13 protein-coding genes are annotated in these 14,935 nt (G+C 66.1%); 11 read left to right on the forward strand and 2 right to left on the reverse strand.

The genetic code is table 11. The annotated features are described in order from the left end of the window. Positions 1-128: 128 nt before the first annotated feature. From GD429_RS24410 to GD429_RS24455, 10 genes are all read left to right on the forward strand, one after another. Positions 129-728, forward strand: coding sequence for a TetR/AcrR family transcriptional regulator (locus GD429_RS24410; protein WP_034179000.1), 600 nt, complete (start codon positions 129-131; stop codon positions 726-728). Between the two features lie 58 nt (positions 729-786). Continuing rightward, positions 787-2,574, forward strand: coding sequence for an acyl-CoA dehydrogenase C-terminal domain-containing protein (locus tag GD429_RS24415; RefSeq protein WP_152860666.1), 1,788 nt, complete (start codon positions 787-789; stop codon positions 2,572-2,574). Positions 2,575-2,687: 113 nt separating this feature from the next. After that, on the forward strand, positions 2,688-5,123 hold the full coding sequence (locus GD429_RS24420; RefSeq protein ID WP_321574837.1) for a 3-hydroxyacyl-CoA dehydrogenase/enoyl-CoA hydratase family protein: 2,436 nt from the start codon (positions 2,688-2,690) through the stop codon (positions 5,121-5,123). A 31-nt stretch (positions 5,124-5,154) separates the two neighbouring features. Then, positions 5,155-6,354 carry an acetyl-CoA C-acyltransferase gene (locus tag GD429_RS24425; RefSeq protein ID WP_034178997.1) on the forward strand — a complete coding sequence of 400 codons (1,200 nt, stop codon included), beginning with the start codon at positions 5,155-5,157 and terminating at the stop codon, positions 6,352-6,354. Between the two features lie 92 nt (positions 6,355-6,446). Then, complete coding sequence (locus tag GD429_RS24430; RefSeq protein ID WP_258281085.1) at positions 6,447-7,214, forward strand: enoyl-CoA hydratase; 768 nt, start codon at positions 6,447-6,449, stop codon at positions 7,212-7,214. A 561-nt stretch (positions 7,215-7,775) separates the two neighbouring features. Continuing rightward, positions 7,776-8,666: a ubiquinol oxidase subunit II gene (gene cyoA, locus GD429_RS24435; protein ID WP_105391402.1), complete on the forward strand. Its 891-nt coding sequence runs from the start codon at positions 7,776-7,778 to the stop codon at positions 8,664-8,666. A gap of 3 nt (positions 8,667-8,669) precedes the next feature. After that, complete coding sequence (gene cyoB, locus GD429_RS24440) at positions 8,670-10,682, forward strand: cytochrome o ubiquinol oxidase subunit I (RefSeq protein ID WP_152860670.1); 2,013 nt, start codon at positions 8,670-8,672, stop codon at positions 10,680-10,682. Further along, positions 10,682-11,293 carry a cytochrome o ubiquinol oxidase subunit III gene (cyoC, locus tag GD429_RS24445; protein ID WP_152860672.1) on the forward strand — a complete coding sequence of 204 codons (612 nt, stop codon included), beginning with the start codon at positions 10,682-10,684 and terminating at the stop codon, positions 11,291-11,293. The genes cyoB and cyoC overlap by 1 nt, the downstream gene beginning before the upstream one ends. Next, complete coding sequence (gene cyoD / locus GD429_RS24450; protein ID WP_152860674.1) at positions 11,294-11,626, forward strand: cytochrome o ubiquinol oxidase subunit IV; 333 nt, start codon at positions 11,294-11,296, stop codon at positions 11,624-11,626. A 95-nt stretch (positions 11,627-11,721) separates the two neighbouring features. Then, the gene (locus GD429_RS24455) at positions 11,722-12,897 is read left to right on the forward strand and encodes a fatty acid desaturase (protein WP_152860676.1); all 1,176 of its coding nucleotides are present in this window, start codon (positions 11,722-11,724) and stop codon (positions 12,895-12,897) included. Here GD429_RS24455 and fdhD read toward each other — a convergent pair. Next, positions 12,882-13,736: a formate dehydrogenase accessory sulfurtransferase FdhD gene (fdhD, locus tag GD429_RS24460; RefSeq protein WP_321574838.1), complete on the reverse strand. Its 855-nt coding sequence runs from the start codon at positions 13,734-13,736 to the stop codon at positions 12,882-12,884. The two genes, GD429_RS24455 and fdhD, sit on opposite strands and share 16 nt — an antisense overlap. Before the next feature lie 115 nt (positions 13,737-13,851). Between fdhD and GD429_RS24465 the strand changes: the two genes are divergently transcribed. Next, positions 13,852-14,334, forward strand: coding sequence for a nitrate reductase associated protein (locus GD429_RS24465; protein ID WP_152860678.1), 483 nt, complete (start codon positions 13,852-13,854; stop codon positions 14,332-14,334). A gap of 45 nt (positions 14,335-14,379) precedes the next feature. Here GD429_RS24465 and GD429_RS24470 read toward each other — a convergent pair whose 3' ends face one another. Then, complete coding sequence (locus GD429_RS24470) at positions 14,380-14,775, reverse strand: acyl-CoA thioesterase (RefSeq protein WP_034178988.1); 396 nt, start codon at positions 14,773-14,775, stop codon at positions 14,380-14,382. Positions 14,776-14,935: the final 160 nt, after the last annotated feature.

Here is a 14,935-nt window from a genome sequence, read left to right on the forward strand (position 1 = left end):
ATCGCGCAAAATAGCGGCTCGGTTAGACACCGGTTTCTAATAATTTCCTTGTTTCGCGAGCGGCCGCACTCAATAATAGTACGGCCGTTCGATTTTATTCGAACCCCCGAACGGTTACAGAAATAGCTATGCGAAAAGGCGAACAGACGCGTGCCGCGATACTTGAAGCTGCTTTGGACCTCGCCAGCCGTGACGGGCTGGAGGGGCTGACGATCGGCCTGCTGGCCGAGCGCATGCAGATGAGCAAGAGTGGCGTGTTCGCGCACTTCGGATCGCGCGAGGACCTGCAGGTCGAGGTCGTCCGCGAGTATCACCATCGTTTCGAAAACGAGGTGTTCTTTCCGAGCCTGCGCGAAGCGCGCGGTCTGCCGCGTCTGCGGGCGATGCTGGCGCGCTGGATCGAGAAGCGCATCCAGGAGGTGACGACTGGGTGCATCTACATCAGCGGCGCAGTGGAGTACGACGACCGGCCGGACAGCCCCGTGCGCGAGCAGTTGATCGCGAGCGTGACGGCCTGGCGTGCCGCGTTGCTGCGCGCCATTTCGCAGGCGATGGAAGAGGGGCATCTGCGCACGGATACCGATCCGGACCTGATGCTCTTCGAGTTGTACAGCTTCACGCTCGGCCTGCATCACGACGCACGTTTCCTGCATTCGCCGGATGCCGTGCGCCTCACGTGGGCCGCGCTGGAAAAGACGATTGTTTCGTATCAGAGCGAGAGCCGTTAGCGGCGCGTGATCCGCCCGCCAGGAGCTCGAGCCGTTTTGCCCACCTTTGGAGAGAGTCATGGGACAGTACGCCGCGCCGCTGCGCGACATGCAATTCGTGTTGCACGAGCTTCTGAACGTCGAAGCCGAAGTCAAGCAAATGCCCAAGCATGCGGACCTCGACGCCGACACGATCAACCAGGTCCTCGAAGAAGCGGGCAAGTTCTGCTCCGAGGTGCTGTTCCCGCTGAACCAGGTCGGCGACCGCGAAGGCTGCACGTATGAAGGCGACGGCGTCGTGAAGACCCCGACCGGCTTCAAGGAGGCCTACCGGCAATACGTCGAGGCCGGCTGGCCGGCGCTCGGCTGCGATCCGGACTACGGCGGCCAGGGCCTGCCCGCGTTCGTGAACAACGCGCTCTACGAGATGATGAACTCGGCGAACCAGGCATGGACGATGTATCCGGGCCTGTCGCACGGCGCGTACGAATGCCTGCACGCGCACGGTGCGCCGGAACTGCAGAAGGCCTACCTGCCGAAGCTCGTGACGGGCGAATGGACCGGCACGATGTGCCTGACCGAGCCGCACTGCGGCACCGACCTCGGCATCCTGCGCACCAAGGCCGAACCGAACGGCGACGGCTCCTACTCGATCAGCGGCACGAAGATCTTCATCTCGAGCGGCGAACACGACATGGCGGAGAACATCGTCCACCTCGTGCTCGCGCGCCTGCCGGACGCGCCGCAGGGCACGAAGGGCATCTCGCTGTTCATCGTGCCGAAGTTCATTCCCGACGCAGCGGGCGAGCCGGGCGAGCGCAACGGCATCAAGTGCGGTTCGATCGAGCACAAGATGGGCATCCACGGCAACTCGACCTGCGTGATGAACCTCGACAACGCGAAGGGCTGGATGGTCGGCGAGCCGAACAAGGGCTTGAACGCGATGTTCGTGATGATGAACGCGGCCCGCCTCGGCGTCGGCGCGCAGGGCCTCGGCCTCACGGAAGTCGCGTACCAGAACTCGCTCGCGTATGCGAAGGAGCGCCTGCAGATGCGCTCGCTGACGGGCCCGAAGGCGCCGGACAAGCCGGCCGACCCGATCATCGTGCACCCGGACGTGCGCCGCATGCTGCTCACGCAGAAGGCGTATGCGGAAGGCGCGCGCGCGTTCACGTACTGGTCCGCGCTGCAGATCGACAAGGAGCTGTCGCACGCCGACGAAGCGGTGCGCAAGGAAGCGGCCGACCTCGTCGCGCTGCTCACGCCGATCATCAAGGCGTTCCTGACCGACAACGCGTTCGAGTGCACGAACCACGCGATGCAGATCTACGGCGGCCACGGCTTCATCTCCGAGTGGGGCATGGAGCAATACGTGCGCGACGCGCGGATCAACATGATCTACGAAGGCACGAACTCGATCCAGTCGCTCGACCTGCTGGGCCGCAAGGTGCTCGGCGACATGGGCGCGAAGCTGAAGAAGTTCGGCAAGCTCGTCACGGAGTTCGCGGAAGCCGAAGGTGTGAAGCCGGAAATGGCCGAGTTCATCAACCCGCTCGCCGACATCGGCGACAAGGTGCAGAAGCTGACGATGGAAATCGGCATGAAGGCGATGCAGAACCCCGACGAAGTCGGCGCTGCCGCCGTGCCGTACCTGCGCACCGTCGGCCACCTGGTGTTCTCGTACTTCTGGGCGCGGATGGCGCGTCTCGCACTCGACAACGAAGCATCGGGCGATCCGTTCTACAAGTCGAAGCTCGCGACGGCCCGCTTCTACTTCGCGCGCCTGCTGCCCGAAACCGCGTCGACGATCCGCGCCGCGCGTGCCGGCTCGAAGACGCTGATGGAAGTCGACGAATCGCTGTTCTGACGCGAGTTCGGGCGGTGCGCGATGCGCGCCGCCCGAACGCAACGGTTCCTGGTACTCACTTCTCCGTGCAGCCCTCACATCCTGCGCTGCACGACACTATCCGGAGACATCCCGTGAGCAATTTCCTGATTCGCAAGGTCGCCGTGCTGGGCGCCGGCGTGATGGGCGCGCAGATCGCCGCGCACCTCATCAACGCACGCGTGCCGGTGCTGCTGTTCGACCTGCCGGCCAAGGAAGGCCCGAAAAACGCGATCGCGCTGAAGGCGATCGAGAACCTGAAGAAGCTGTCGCCCGCGCCGTTCGGCGTGAAGGACGACGCGAAGTACCTCGAAGCGGCGAACTACGAAGACGACATCGCGAAGCTGGCCGAATGCGACGTCGTGATCGAGGCGATCGCCGAGCGGATGGACTGGAAGCACGACCTGTACAAGAAGGTCGCGCCGCACCTCGCGCCGAACGCGATCTTCGCGACCAACACGTCGGGCCTGTCGATCACGAAGCTGTCCGAAGGTTTCTCGGACGAGTTGAAGGCGCGCTTCTGCGGCGTGCACTTCTTCAATCCGCCGCGCTACATGCACCTCGTCGAGCTGATCCCGACCGCGCATACGCGCCCGGAGATCCTCGACCAGCTCGAGACGTTCCTGACGAGCATCGTCGGCAAGGGCGTCGTGCGCGCGAAGGACACGCCGAACTTCATCGCGAACCGCGTCGGCATCTTCTCGATCCTCGCGGTGATCACCGAGGCCGCGAAGTTCGGCCTGCGCTTCGACGAAGTCGACGACCTGACCGGCAGCCGCCTCGGCCGCGCGAAGTCGGCGACGTTCCGCACCGCGGACGTGGTCGGCCTCGACACGATGGCGCACGTGATCAAGACGATGCAGGACAACCTCGCCGACGATCCGTTCTTCCCGGTCTACCAGACGCCCGCCGTGCTCGCCGAACTGGTGAAGCAGGGCGCGCTCGGCCAGAAGACGGGCGGCGGTTTCTACAAGAAGGAAGGCAAGGCGATCAAGGTGCTCGACGCGAAGACGGGCACCTACGTCGATTCGGGCGCGAAGGCTGACGAAACGGTCGGCCGCATCCTGAAGCGTCCGCCGGCCGAGCGCCTGAAGCTGCTGCGCGAGACGGACCATCCGCACGCGCAGTTCCTGTGGTCGATCTTCCGCGACGTGTTCCACTACATCGGCGTGCATCTCGAGTCGATCGCCGACAACGCGCGCGACGTCGACCTCGCGATCCGCTGGGGCTTCGGCTGGAACGAAGGCCCGTTCGAGGGCTGGCAGGCTGCCGGCTGGAAGCAGGTCGCCGCGTGGGTACAGGAAGACATCGCGGCCGGCAAGGCGCTTGCGAACGCGCCGCTGCCGTCGTGGGTGCTCGAAGGCCCGGTTGCCGAGCAGGGCGGCGTGCACACGGCCGAAGGCTCGTGGGCACCGGCGGCGCAGCGCTTCGTGCCGCGTTCGGACCTCGCGGTCTACGGCAAGCAGGTATTCCGCGCGCCGCTGCTCGGTGAAGCCGGTGCCGATCCGAAGACGTACGGCAAGACGCTGTTCGAAACCGACGCGGTGCGCGCATGGGTCGACGACCGTGCGGGCGAGGACGACGTCGTGATCGTGTCGTTCAAGTCGAAGATGAACACGATCGGACCGAGCGTGATCGACGGCCTCGTGCAGGCGATCGAGCTCGCGGAGAAGGACTACAAGGGCGTGGTGATCTGGCAGCCGACGTCGCTGAAGCTCGGCACGCCGGGCGGCCCGTTCTCGGCCGGCGCGAACCTCGAAGAGGCGATGCCCGCGTTCATGATGGGCGGCGCGAAGGGCATCGAGCCGTTCGTGAAGAAGTTCCAGGAAGGCATGCTGCGCGTGAAGTACGCGAACGTGCCGGTCGTTGCAGCCGTGTCGGGCATCGCGCTCGGCGGCGGGTGCGAGCTGATGCTGCACAGCGCGAAGCGCGTCGTGCACGTCGAGAGCTACATCGGTCTCGTCGAAGTGGGCGTCGGCCTCGTGCCGGCGGGCGGCGGCCTGAAGGAAGCGGCGCTGCGCGCGGCGGATGCCGCAACGGCCGCGAACGCGACCACCGACATCCTGAAGTTCGTCACGAAGTCGTTCGAGAACGCGGCGATGGCGAAGGTGTCGGCGTCCGCGCACGATGCGCGTGCGATGGGTTACGTGAAGCCGTCCGACACGATCGTCTTCAACGTGTTCGAACTGCTCGACACCGCGAAGAAGGAAGCGCGCGCACTGGCCGCCACCGGCTATCGCGCACCGCTGCGGGCGAAGGACGTGCCGGTCGCGGGTCGCTCGGCGATCGCGACGATCAAGGCATCGCTCGTCAACATGCGTGACGGCCGCTTCATCAGCGACCACGATTACCTGATCGCGAGCCGCATCGCCGAAGCCGTGTGCGGCGGCGACGTCGAAGCCGGCAGCCTCGTCGACGAGCAGTGGCTGCTCGCGCTGGAGCGCCGCGCGTTCGTCGAGCTGCTCGGCACGCAGAAGACGCAGGAACGGATCATGGGCATGTTGCAGACCGGCAAGCCGGTGCGTAACTGAGCGAGCGGACAGAGCGGACAAGGAGTCTGAAATGAGCAAACAATTGCAAGACGCATACATCGTCGCCGCCAGCCGCACGCCGATCGGCAAGGCCCCGCGCGGTGTGTTCAAGAACACGCGCCCGGACGAGCTGCTGGTCCACGCGATCAGGTCGGCGGTCGCGCAGGTGCCCGGCTTCGACACGAAGCTGATCGAGGACGCGATCATCGGCTGCGCGATTCCGGAGGCCGAGCAGGGCCTGAACGTCGCGCGCATGGGCGCGCTGCTCGCGGGCCTGCCGCAGACGGTCGGCGGCGTGACGGTCAACCGCTTCTGCGCGTCGGGCATCACGGCGCTCGCGATGGCGGCCGACCGCATCCGCGTCGGCGAGTCGGACGCGCTGCTCGCGGGCGGCTGCGAATCGATGAGCATGGTGCCGATGATGGGCAACAAGCCGTCGATGTCGCCGCACATCTTCGATCGCAACGAAGACTTCGGCATCGCGTACGGGATGGGCCTGACGGCCGAGCGTGTCGCCGACCAGTGGAAGGTGAGCCGCGAAGACCAGGACGCGTTCTCGGTCGAGTCGCACCGCAAGGCGCTCGCCGCGCAGCAGGCCGGCGAGTTCAACGACGAGATCGCCGCATACACGCTCACCGAGCGTTTCCCGAACCTCGCGACCGGCGAAGTCGACGTGAAGACGCGCGAGATCGCGCTCGACGAAGGTCCGCGCGCGGATACGTCGCTCGAAGGCCTCGCGAAGCTGCGCACGGTGTTCGCGAACAAGGGTTCGGTGACGGCCGGCAACAGCTCGCAGACGTCGGACGGCGCCGGTGCGCTGCTCGTCGTGTCGGAGAAGGTGCTCAAGGAGTTCAACCTGACGCCGCTCGCGCGCTTCGTGAGCTTCGCGGTGCGCGGCGTGCCGCCGGAAATCATGGGCATCGGTCCGAAGGAAGCGATTCCGGCCGCGTTGAAGGCCGCGGGCCTGAAGCAGGACGATCTCGACTGGATCGAGCTGAACGAGGCGTTCGCCGCGCAATCGCTGGCGGTGATCCGCGATCTCGGCCTCGACCCGTCGAAGGTCAATCCGCTGGGCGGCGCGATCGCACTCGGCCACCCGCTCGGCGCGACCGGCGCGATCCGCGCGGCGACCGTCGTGCACGGCCTGCGCCGCCGCAACCTGAAGTACGGGATGGTCACGATGTGCGTCGGCACCGGCATGGGCGCCGCGGGCATCATCGAACGCCTGTAAGCGGGACGCGACGAAAAGCGACGACGGTGCGCGGGCCACGAGCTCGCGCACCGTTTTTTCATTCCGATAGAGGAAAGTCAAAGGAGACGGTTGTGGCCGAAATTCAAGTGGAACGCGCCGACGGCGTGATGACGATCACGATCGCGCGCCCGGCGAAGAAGAACGCGCTGACGGCGGCGATGTACCAGACGATGGCCGACGCACTCGCCGAAGCGCAGGAAGACAAGGCGGTCCGCGTGATCCTGCTGCGCGGCGGCGACGGCAATTTCAGCTCGGGGAACGATCTCGAGGATTTCCTGAAGGCGCCGCCGAAGGACGAGAACGCGCCGGTGTTCCAGTTTCTCGCGCGGATCAGCAGCGCGCAGAAGCCGATCGTGGCCGCGGTGCCGGGCATCGCGGTCGGCGTCGGCGTGACGATGCTGCTGCACTGCGACCTCGTCTATGCGGCCGACACCGCGACGTTCTCGCTGCCATTCGCGCAGCTCGGGCTGTGCCCGGAAGCCGCGTCGAGCGTGCTGCTGCCGCGCCTGGCCGGCCATCAGGTTGCCGCCGAGAAGCTGCTGCTCGGCGAGGCGTTCGACGCGCTGGAAGCGCACCGGATCGGCATCGTCAACCGCGTGTTGCCGGCCGCCGAACTCGACGCGTTCGCGGCGAAGCAGGCGGCGAAGCTCGCGGCGCTGCCGGCGTCGTCGCTGCGCGTGACGAAGGCGCTGCTGAAGGATACGGGCGGCGTGGCGACCGCCGCGCGGATGGCCGAAGAGGCGGGCCACTTCTCCGCGATGCTGCGCGCGCCGGAAGCGCGCGAGGCGATGACGGCGTTCTTCGAGAAGCGCAAGCCGGATTTCCGTCAGTTCGACTGACATCGGCACACGTGCTTTGTCGCCTCGGATTCCTTCGCCGTCCGAGGCGGCCAGGCTAGCCCTCGCGAGCCGCCGATCGCGCGGCTTGCGTTCGGTCTTCACGGCCGATGCGTCAATCGACGCGTCGGCTCGAACCTGCGTCGCTGCGCGTTCGCGCGGCGTTCCGCGTTCCCCTGCGCCGTTCTGCGGCCGCGCTGCACTCGCAACGCGCGTCGGTGTCGACGATGGCGTGGCGTGATGCCGCGGCCGGCGTCTGTCATGTCGCGGTGCAGCGCCGTCATGTTTCCCGTTCCGTCATTGCCGCCCGCCATCCGAGGGGCTTGAGCGCCGGCCCCCGATCCGTTGCGCCATAGGCCATCGCCGGCAATCGTGCGTATGTGCCGGCGCCCCGACTCGCCCCTTTCGGGGGCGGTTCCGGCTCACCTCGGCAAAGCTTGTCCGCCGTCAAGTTGCACTGCGGCAATTTTCCGTACAGTTCGCGCACAGGTCGCCGCGGCCGGATGCGTCGCGCGATGGCGGCATACGGCCGGCTCTTCTCAACGACAATCAGGCGAACGAACAATGATCGGACGAATCACCGGCGGAGCGCGTGCGGCGCCCGCCATCGGGCTGCTGGCGGCACTCGCCGGCTGCAGCGACCTTCACGTGCTCGATCCGAAGGGCGCGGTGGGCGTCGCCGAGAAATCGCTGATTGCGACGGCGACGTGGGCGATGCTGATCGTCGTCGTGCCGGTGATCCTGCTGACGCTTTACTTCGCGTGGCGCTACCGCGCGTCGAACCGCAACGCAACCTATGCGCCGAACTGGTCGCACTCGACCGCGATCGAGGTCGTGATCTGGACGGTGCCGACGCTGATCATCCTGTTCCTCGGCATCCTCACGTGGCGGACGACGCACGAGCTCGACCCGTACAAGCCGCTCGAATCGTCGGTCAAGCCGATCGACGTCGAGGTTGTCGCGCTCGACTGGAAGTGGCTGTTCATCTATCCCGAGCTTGGCATCGCGTCGGTCAACCAGCTTGCGATTCCGGTCGGTACGCCGGTGAATTTCCGCATCACGTCGGACTCGGTGATGAACTCGTTCTTCATCCCGCAGCTCGGCAGCCAGGTTTATGCGATGGCCGGCATGCAGACGCGCCTGCACCTGATCGCCGACGAGGCGGGCAGCTACGCGGGCGTGTCCGCCAACTACAGCGGCCGCGGCTTCTCCGACATGAAGTTCCGCACGCTCGCCGAGCCGCGCGAGCAGTTCGACGCGTGGGTGCGGAAGGTGAAGGCGTCGTCCGACCGGCTCGACATGACCGCATACGGCGCGGTCGCGCAGCCGAGCGAGAAGGCGCCCGTGCGCTACTTCTCGTCGGTGGATCCGAAGCTGTTTCACAACATCATCGCGAAATACAACAACGGCCACGTCCTCGACCCGAAGGATGCCGCCTGCACGACGAAGGGGTAACGCATGTTCGGCAAACTCACACTATCGGCGATCCCGTTCGATCAGCCCATCATCATGGGGGCGAGCGCCTTCATGGGGCTCGTCGTGCTGGGCATCGTCGCCGCGCTGACGGTCACCGGCCGATGGAAATGGCTGTGGAGCGAATGGCTGACGTCCGTCGATCACAAGAAGATCGGCGTGATGTACCTGGTCGTCGCGGTGCTGATGCTGCTGCGCGGCTTCGCGGACGCCGTGATGATGCGCGTGCAGCTCGCGCTCGCGTACAACGGCCCCGGCTACCTGCCGCCGCATCATTACGACCAGGTCTTCACCGCGCACGGCGTGATCATGATCTTCTTCATGGCGATGGCGCTGCTGGTCGCGTTCTTCAACCTGATCGTGCCGCTGCAGATCGGCGCGCGCGACGTCGCGTTCCCGTTCCTGAACTCGCTCTCCTTCTGGATGACGGCGATGGCCGCGATCCTGATGAACATCTCGCTCGTGATCGGCGAATTCGCGCAGACGGGCTGGCTCGCGTATCCGCCGCTGTCGGAGCTTCAGTTCAGCCCGGGCGTCGGCGTCGACTACTACCTGTGGGCGCTGCAGATCTCGGGCGTCGGCACGCTGATCACGGCGATCAACTTTTTCGTGACGATCATCAAGATGCGCGCGCCGGGCATGACGCTGATGAAGATGCCGGTGTTCACGTGGACCGCATTGTGCTCGAACGTGCTGATCATGGCCACGTTTCCGATCCTGACGGTCGCGCTCGCGCTGCTGGGTCTCGACCGCTACCTCGACATGCACTTCTTCACGAACGATGCCGGCGGCAACGCGATGCTGTACCTGAACCTGATCTGGGCATGGGGCCATCCGGAGGTATACATCCTCGTGCTGCCCGCGTTCGGCATCTATTCGGAAGTCATCGCCACGTTCGCGAAGAAGCCGTTGTTCGGCTACAGGACGATGGTCTATGCATCGTGCGTGATCATGGTGCTCGCGTTCCTCGTGTGGCTGCACCACTTCTTCACGATGGGTTCCGGTGCGGACGTCAACGCGTTTTTCGGCATCATGACGATGGTCATCGCGATTCCGACCGGCGTGAAGATCTTCAACTGGCTGTTTACGATGTACCGCGGACGCATCGAATTCACGGCGCCCGTGCTGTGGACGATCGGTTTCATGGTCACGTTCACGCTCGGCGGCATGACCGGCGTGATGATGGCGATTCCCGGCGCGGACTTCGTGCTGCACAACAGCCTGTTCCTGATCGCGCACTTCCACAACGCGATCATCGGCGGCGTCGTGTTCGGCTACTTCGCGGGCGTGCATTACTGGTTCCCGAAGGTGTTCGGGTTCCGGCTCGACGAGAAGTTCGGCAAGCGCGCGTTCTGGTGCTGGTTCCTCGGCTTCTACGCGTCGTTCGTGCCGCTGTACGTGCTCGGCTTCATGGGCATGACGCGGCGGCTCAACCACTACGACAACCCGGCCTGGCATCCGTGGCTGGTCGCCGCCGCGCTCGGCGTCGCGCTGATCGCGATCGGCGTGCTGTGTCAGGTCGCGTCGGTGTGGGTCGGCTGGCGCAATCGCAACCAGCCGCAGTATCGCGATGCGACGGGCGATCCGTGGAACGGCCGCACGCTCGAATGGGCGACGAGTTCGCCGCCCGCCGTCTACAACTTCGCGGTGATCCCGACCGTTCATGAACTCGACGAGCTCGCGTATCGCAAGGCGAAGGGCCTCGGGCTCGGCCTCGGCAAGCACGTCCGGTACCACGACATCCACATGCCGTCGAACACGAGTGCGGGCTTCTTCGTCGGCCTCTTCAGCCTGATGCTCGGCTTCGCTCTCGTCTGGCACATCTGGTGGCTCGCGATCGCCGCACTCGTCGGCATCGTCGCGACGGTGGTGCTGTACAGCGCACAGGACAACGACGGCTATTACATTCCGGCGGATACCGTCCGCACGATCGAGGAACAACGCGCGGGCGTGCGGATCGGCACACCGGTGCCGCAAGCCGAACTGGAGGCGAACTGATGTCGTATCAATCTCTCGCGGGCGCCGGCCATCAACCGGCGGCGCATCACCGTCCGCCGTCGCATTCGGTGTTCGGCTTCTGGCTGTACCTGATGACCGACTGCGTGATCTTCGCGTCGCTGTTTGCGACGTTCGCGGTGCTCGGCCACCAGTTTGCGGGCGGGCCGACCGCGAAGGACCTGTTCGATGTCCCGGGCGTTGCACTCGAGACCGCCGCGCTGCTGCTGTCCAGCATCACGTACGGCTTCGCGATGCTCGGCGCGCAGCGCCGCCGACGCGGCACCGTGTTCGTCTGGCTTGCGGTGACGTTCGTGCTCGGTGCTGCGTTTCTCGCGATGGAACTGCGCGAGTTCTCGCACCTGATCGCGGAAGGCGCGGGCCCGCAGCGCAGCGCGTTCCTGTCGGCGTTCTTCGCGCTGGTCGGCACGCACGGGTTGCACGTGACGGTGGGCCTGTTGTGGATGGTCGTGCTCGTGGTGCAGATCGCTCGTGGCCCCGGCATGACGGAACGCGACTTCCGGCGCCTCACCTGCCTGAGCCTCTTCTGGCACTTCCTCGACATCGTCTGGATCTGCGTGTTCTCCTTCGTCTATCTCGCGGGCGTGATCTAAATGGCTCATTCGGAACTCATCCACCACGATGAAGCGCACGGCACGGCCGGCGGCTACATCGTCGGTTTCGTGCTGTCGGTGCTGCTGACGGCCGCGTCGTTCGGCCTCGTGACGGGCGGCGTGCTGGCGCCGAGGGCAGCGCTCATCGCGCTCGCGGTGCTCGCGTTCGCGCAGATTCTCGTGCACCTCGTCTGCTTCCTGCACATGAACACGTCGTCCAGCCAGCGCTGGAACGTGATGGCGTTCAGCTACACGGTGCTCACCGCGCTGATCCTGATCTTCGGGACGCTGTGGGTGATGCACAACGTCAGCATGAACATGATGTCGCGTTAACCGGCCCGGGCCGTGGTTCGGTCCGCCCTTCCGCGCCGTGCCCGTCGCACGGCTTTTTTCCTTTCGGGCGTGCGGTTCGCGCGCCTTTGCGCATCATGATCAACAACGATTCCCAGACACCGGTTCGTGCCGACGCGCCGATCCCGCATCGCAAGGTCATCCGCGCGTGGCTCGTGCCGTTCGCCACGCGCGAGATCGTGCGCCCGATCGCGCTGCTCGTGCTCGACTACCTGTTGCTGTTCGCGGCGTTCGCCGGCGCGCTGCTGATTCCGTCGATCGTCGGCAAGATCGTCTGCGGGATGGCCGCCGGCTTCGTCACCGGGCGGCTCTTCATCATCGGGCACGACGCGTGCCACCAGAGCCTGACGCCCGATCGCCGGCTGAACCGCTGGCTCGGCCGCATCGCATTCCTGCCGTCGCTGACGCCATACAGCCTGTGGGAAGTCGGGCACAACGTCGTGCACCACGGTTATACGAACCTGAAGGGCTTCGACTTCGTGTGGGCGCCCCATACCCCGGCGGAATACGCCGCGCTGTCGCCGGCGCGCCGCTTGCTGGATCGCGTCTATCGAAGCGGCTGGGCGCCGGGACTTTATTATCTCGTCGAGATCTGGTGGCTGCGGATGTATTTCCCGACCAGGACCTATATCGGCACGTCGCGGCCCGTGTTCCGGCGCGACTGCCTGCTGGTGACGGGCTTCGCGGCCGTGTGGATCGCCGCCGTCGTCTGGGTGGCGATCGCGACACGGCAGCCCATCGCGCTGCTGCTCGCAACCGCCGTGCTCGTGCCGTTCCTGTTCTGGTGCTCGATGATCGGCTTCGTCGTGTATGTCCACCACACCGATCCGCGCATCGCGTGGCATGTGAACCGCGCGGAATGGTCGAATGCCGCGCCGTTCGTGTCGACCACGCTGCACCTGACGTTCCCGTTCGGTATCGGCGGCCTGCTGCACCACATCATGGAGCACACGGCGCATCACGTCGACATGAGCGTGCCGCTGTACCGGCTCAAGCCCGCGCAGGCAAAACTGGAGGACATGCTGCCCGGGCGGATCGTCGTGCAGCGCTTCAGCTGGCGCTGGTATTTCGACACGGCCCGGCGCTGCAAGCTCTACGACACCGACCGCAAGCTCTGGACGGACTACCTCGGAAACCGGACGAGCGACGCGGCATGCGACGCGCTTCCGCCGGCCGCCGCGGACGAACTGCCGGGCGCGGTTCCCGAACCGGCGGGCAAGGCGCCTGCCGCGAGCGCTCACGCGGTGCCGTAATCCACGTGGCCGGTTTCGCGGCAGAAGCTGACGAGCCGCAGGCCGGCCGCCTTCGCGATCTCGATCGCGAGCGACGACGGCGCGGAGATGGTCGCGACCATCGGGATGCCGACCCGTGCGGCCTTGCGCACGAGCTCGTAGCTCGCGCGGCTCGACAGGAACACGAAGCCGTCGGTCGCGTCGGCGCGCGACAGCACGAGCGAGCCGATCAGCTTGTCCAGCGCGTTGTGGCGGCCGACGTCCTCGAACGCGATCCGGATCGCGCCTGTTGCATCGCACCACGCGGCCGCATGCAGGCCGCCCGTAAGCTGCGTGAGCGCCTGGTGGGCCGGCAGCGCATGCGCCGCGCGCGCCAGCGCGTCGGGCGCGAGGCGCGCGAGGAAGCCCGTGTCGGGTACGCGTTCGGGCGCGAGGTCGAGCAGGTCGATGCTTTCGATTCCGCATACGCCGCAGCCGGTGCGCCCCGCGAGCGCGCGGCGCCGGTCCTTCAGCGCGGCGAACGCCTGCTGGACGACTTCCAGATGCACTTCCGCGTGCGGCAGCGGCGCGTCGGCGTGCAGGATCACCTCGATGTCCTTGATGTCGCTGCCGCGCGCGACGATTCCTTCCGAGATCGCGAACCCAACCGCGAACGCTTCGAGGTCGCACGGCGTGCACATCATTACCGCGTGCGAGATGCCGTTGAAGACGAGTGCGACGGGCCATTCCTGGCCCACGTAGTCGCGCGCGGTTTCGACGGCGCCGCCGCGCGTGCGGCGCACGGACAGCTCTATCGCGCCGCGCGGTTCGGCGCGCAGTTGGTCGCGCAGTTCGTCGGATTCGGTTGGATTCACGAGCACTCCCGTTGATTCGAGGCGCGGCCGGCGACAATCGTGTCCGCCGCCCGCGCGCAGAGGTTCTAAAATACCTCAGGCAGGCCGGCCGCGCCGGCATCCGCCACGTCAGGTAACGACCATGGGACTCAGCGACGCTCCGTTGCTATTCAACTTCGAACACGATTCGTCGGAAAATTTCACGTACATCCCGATGATCGTGCGTTTCAACCTCGACCGCTTCGGTTTGCGGATTTCGCTCGAGCAATGGCAGTTGCTGCCGCTCGAGGACCGCAAGCTGCTCGCGCGCTTTCCTGCCGACGACGACACCGCGATCGAGCCCAACTTCGATCACGCGCTGTTCGAGATGCTGCGCACGCATGCCGATCTGGAACCGTCGTGGTTCCAGCCGGACGAGCAGCCGACCTGGCGCGCCACCGACACGGTGCCGGAGTCGCTCGTGCAGCAGAGCGCGCTGGCCGGGTTGTGCGCGCCCGCGCTCGCGCAGTGGCAGCGGCTCGCGCCGTTCCAGCGCTATGTGCTGGTGAAGCTGTCGCGCAAGCCGAAGCTGAATCACGATTTCCTGCCCGCGATGCGGGAGTTCGGGCTGACGGCCACGCACTGACGGGCCGCGTGCCGCGCCGCAGCGCGGCGCTGGTCCGTCAGGGCGTCAGAGCGGCGGCAGTTGCCGCGGCTTGCGGTCCTGGCCGGTCGCGACGTACGTGAGCGTCGCTTCGGTAACCTTCACGATTTCGCCCATCAGGCGCATGCGCTGTGCGTACACCTCGACGTCGACCGTGATCGACGTGTTGCCGGTGCGCATGATGGTCGCGTAGAAGCTCAGAAGATCGCCGACGAACACGGGCTGCTTGAACACGAACGAGTTGACCGCGACCGTCGCGACGCGGCCGTTCGCGCGCTGGCTCGCGGGGATCGAACCGGCAATGTCTACCTGCGACATGATCCAGCCGCCGAACACGTCGCCGTGGACGTTCGCATCGTGCGGTTGCGGGACGACGCGCAGCGCGGGCTGCTTTTGCGGAAGTTCGAGGGTCGAATCGGTCATGGCGGAGGCTTTCATCCTGTAATGAATTCGCCGCCGCGCGCAGGCTGGCCGGCAAGGGCGCCGGCAGCGGCGCGAAGCGGCTTCTGCGACAATACAACGTTCGCAAATTGTACGAGAAAGCGGGCGAGCCGGCCGCCGATGAAAGCGTCCGGCACCGCCG

Source organism: Burkholderia sp. BE17, assembly GCF_009362305.1.
Classification (GTDB): domain Bacteria; phylum Pseudomonadota; class Gammaproteobacteria; order Burkholderiales; family Burkholderiaceae; genus Burkholderia; species Burkholderia pyrrocinia_C.

Bases quoted from the DNA above. Each gene is read 5' to 3' on its own strand.
- GD429_RS24455 (WP_152860676.1), top strand. From the start codon at position 11,722: ATGATCAACAACGATTCCCAGACACCGGTTCGTGCCGACGCGCCGATC.
- cyoB (WP_152860670.1), top strand. From the start codon at position 8,670: ATGTTCGGCAAACTCACACTATCGGCGATCCCGTTCGATCAGCCCATC.
- cyoC (WP_152860672.1), top strand. From the start codon at position 10,682: ATGTCGTATCAATCTCTCGCGGGCGCCGGCCATCAACCGGCGGCGCAT.
- GD429_RS24410 (WP_034179000.1), top strand. From the start codon at position 129: ATGCGAAAAGGCGAACAGACGCGTGCCGCGATACTTGAAGCTGCTTTG.
- GD429_RS24470 (WP_034178988.1), bottom strand. From the start codon at position 14,775: ATGACCGATTCGACCCTCGAACTTCCGCAAAAGCAGCCCGCGCTGCGC.
- GD429_RS24415 (WP_152860666.1), top strand. From the start codon at position 787: ATGGGACAGTACGCCGCGCCGCTGCGCGACATGCAATTCGTGTTGCAC.
- GD429_RS24425 (WP_034178997.1), top strand. From the start codon at position 5,155: ATGAGCAAACAATTGCAAGACGCATACATCGTCGCCGCCAGCCGCACG.
- GD429_RS24465 (WP_152860678.1), top strand. From the start codon at position 13,852: ATGGGACTCAGCGACGCTCCGTTGCTATTCAACTTCGAACACGATTCG.
- cyoA (WP_105391402.1), top strand. From the start codon at position 7,776: ATGATCGGACGAATCACCGGCGGAGCGCGTGCGGCGCCCGCCATCGGG.
- cyoD (WP_152860674.1), top strand. From the start codon at position 11,294: ATGGCTCATTCGGAACTCATCCACCACGATGAAGCGCACGGCACGGCC.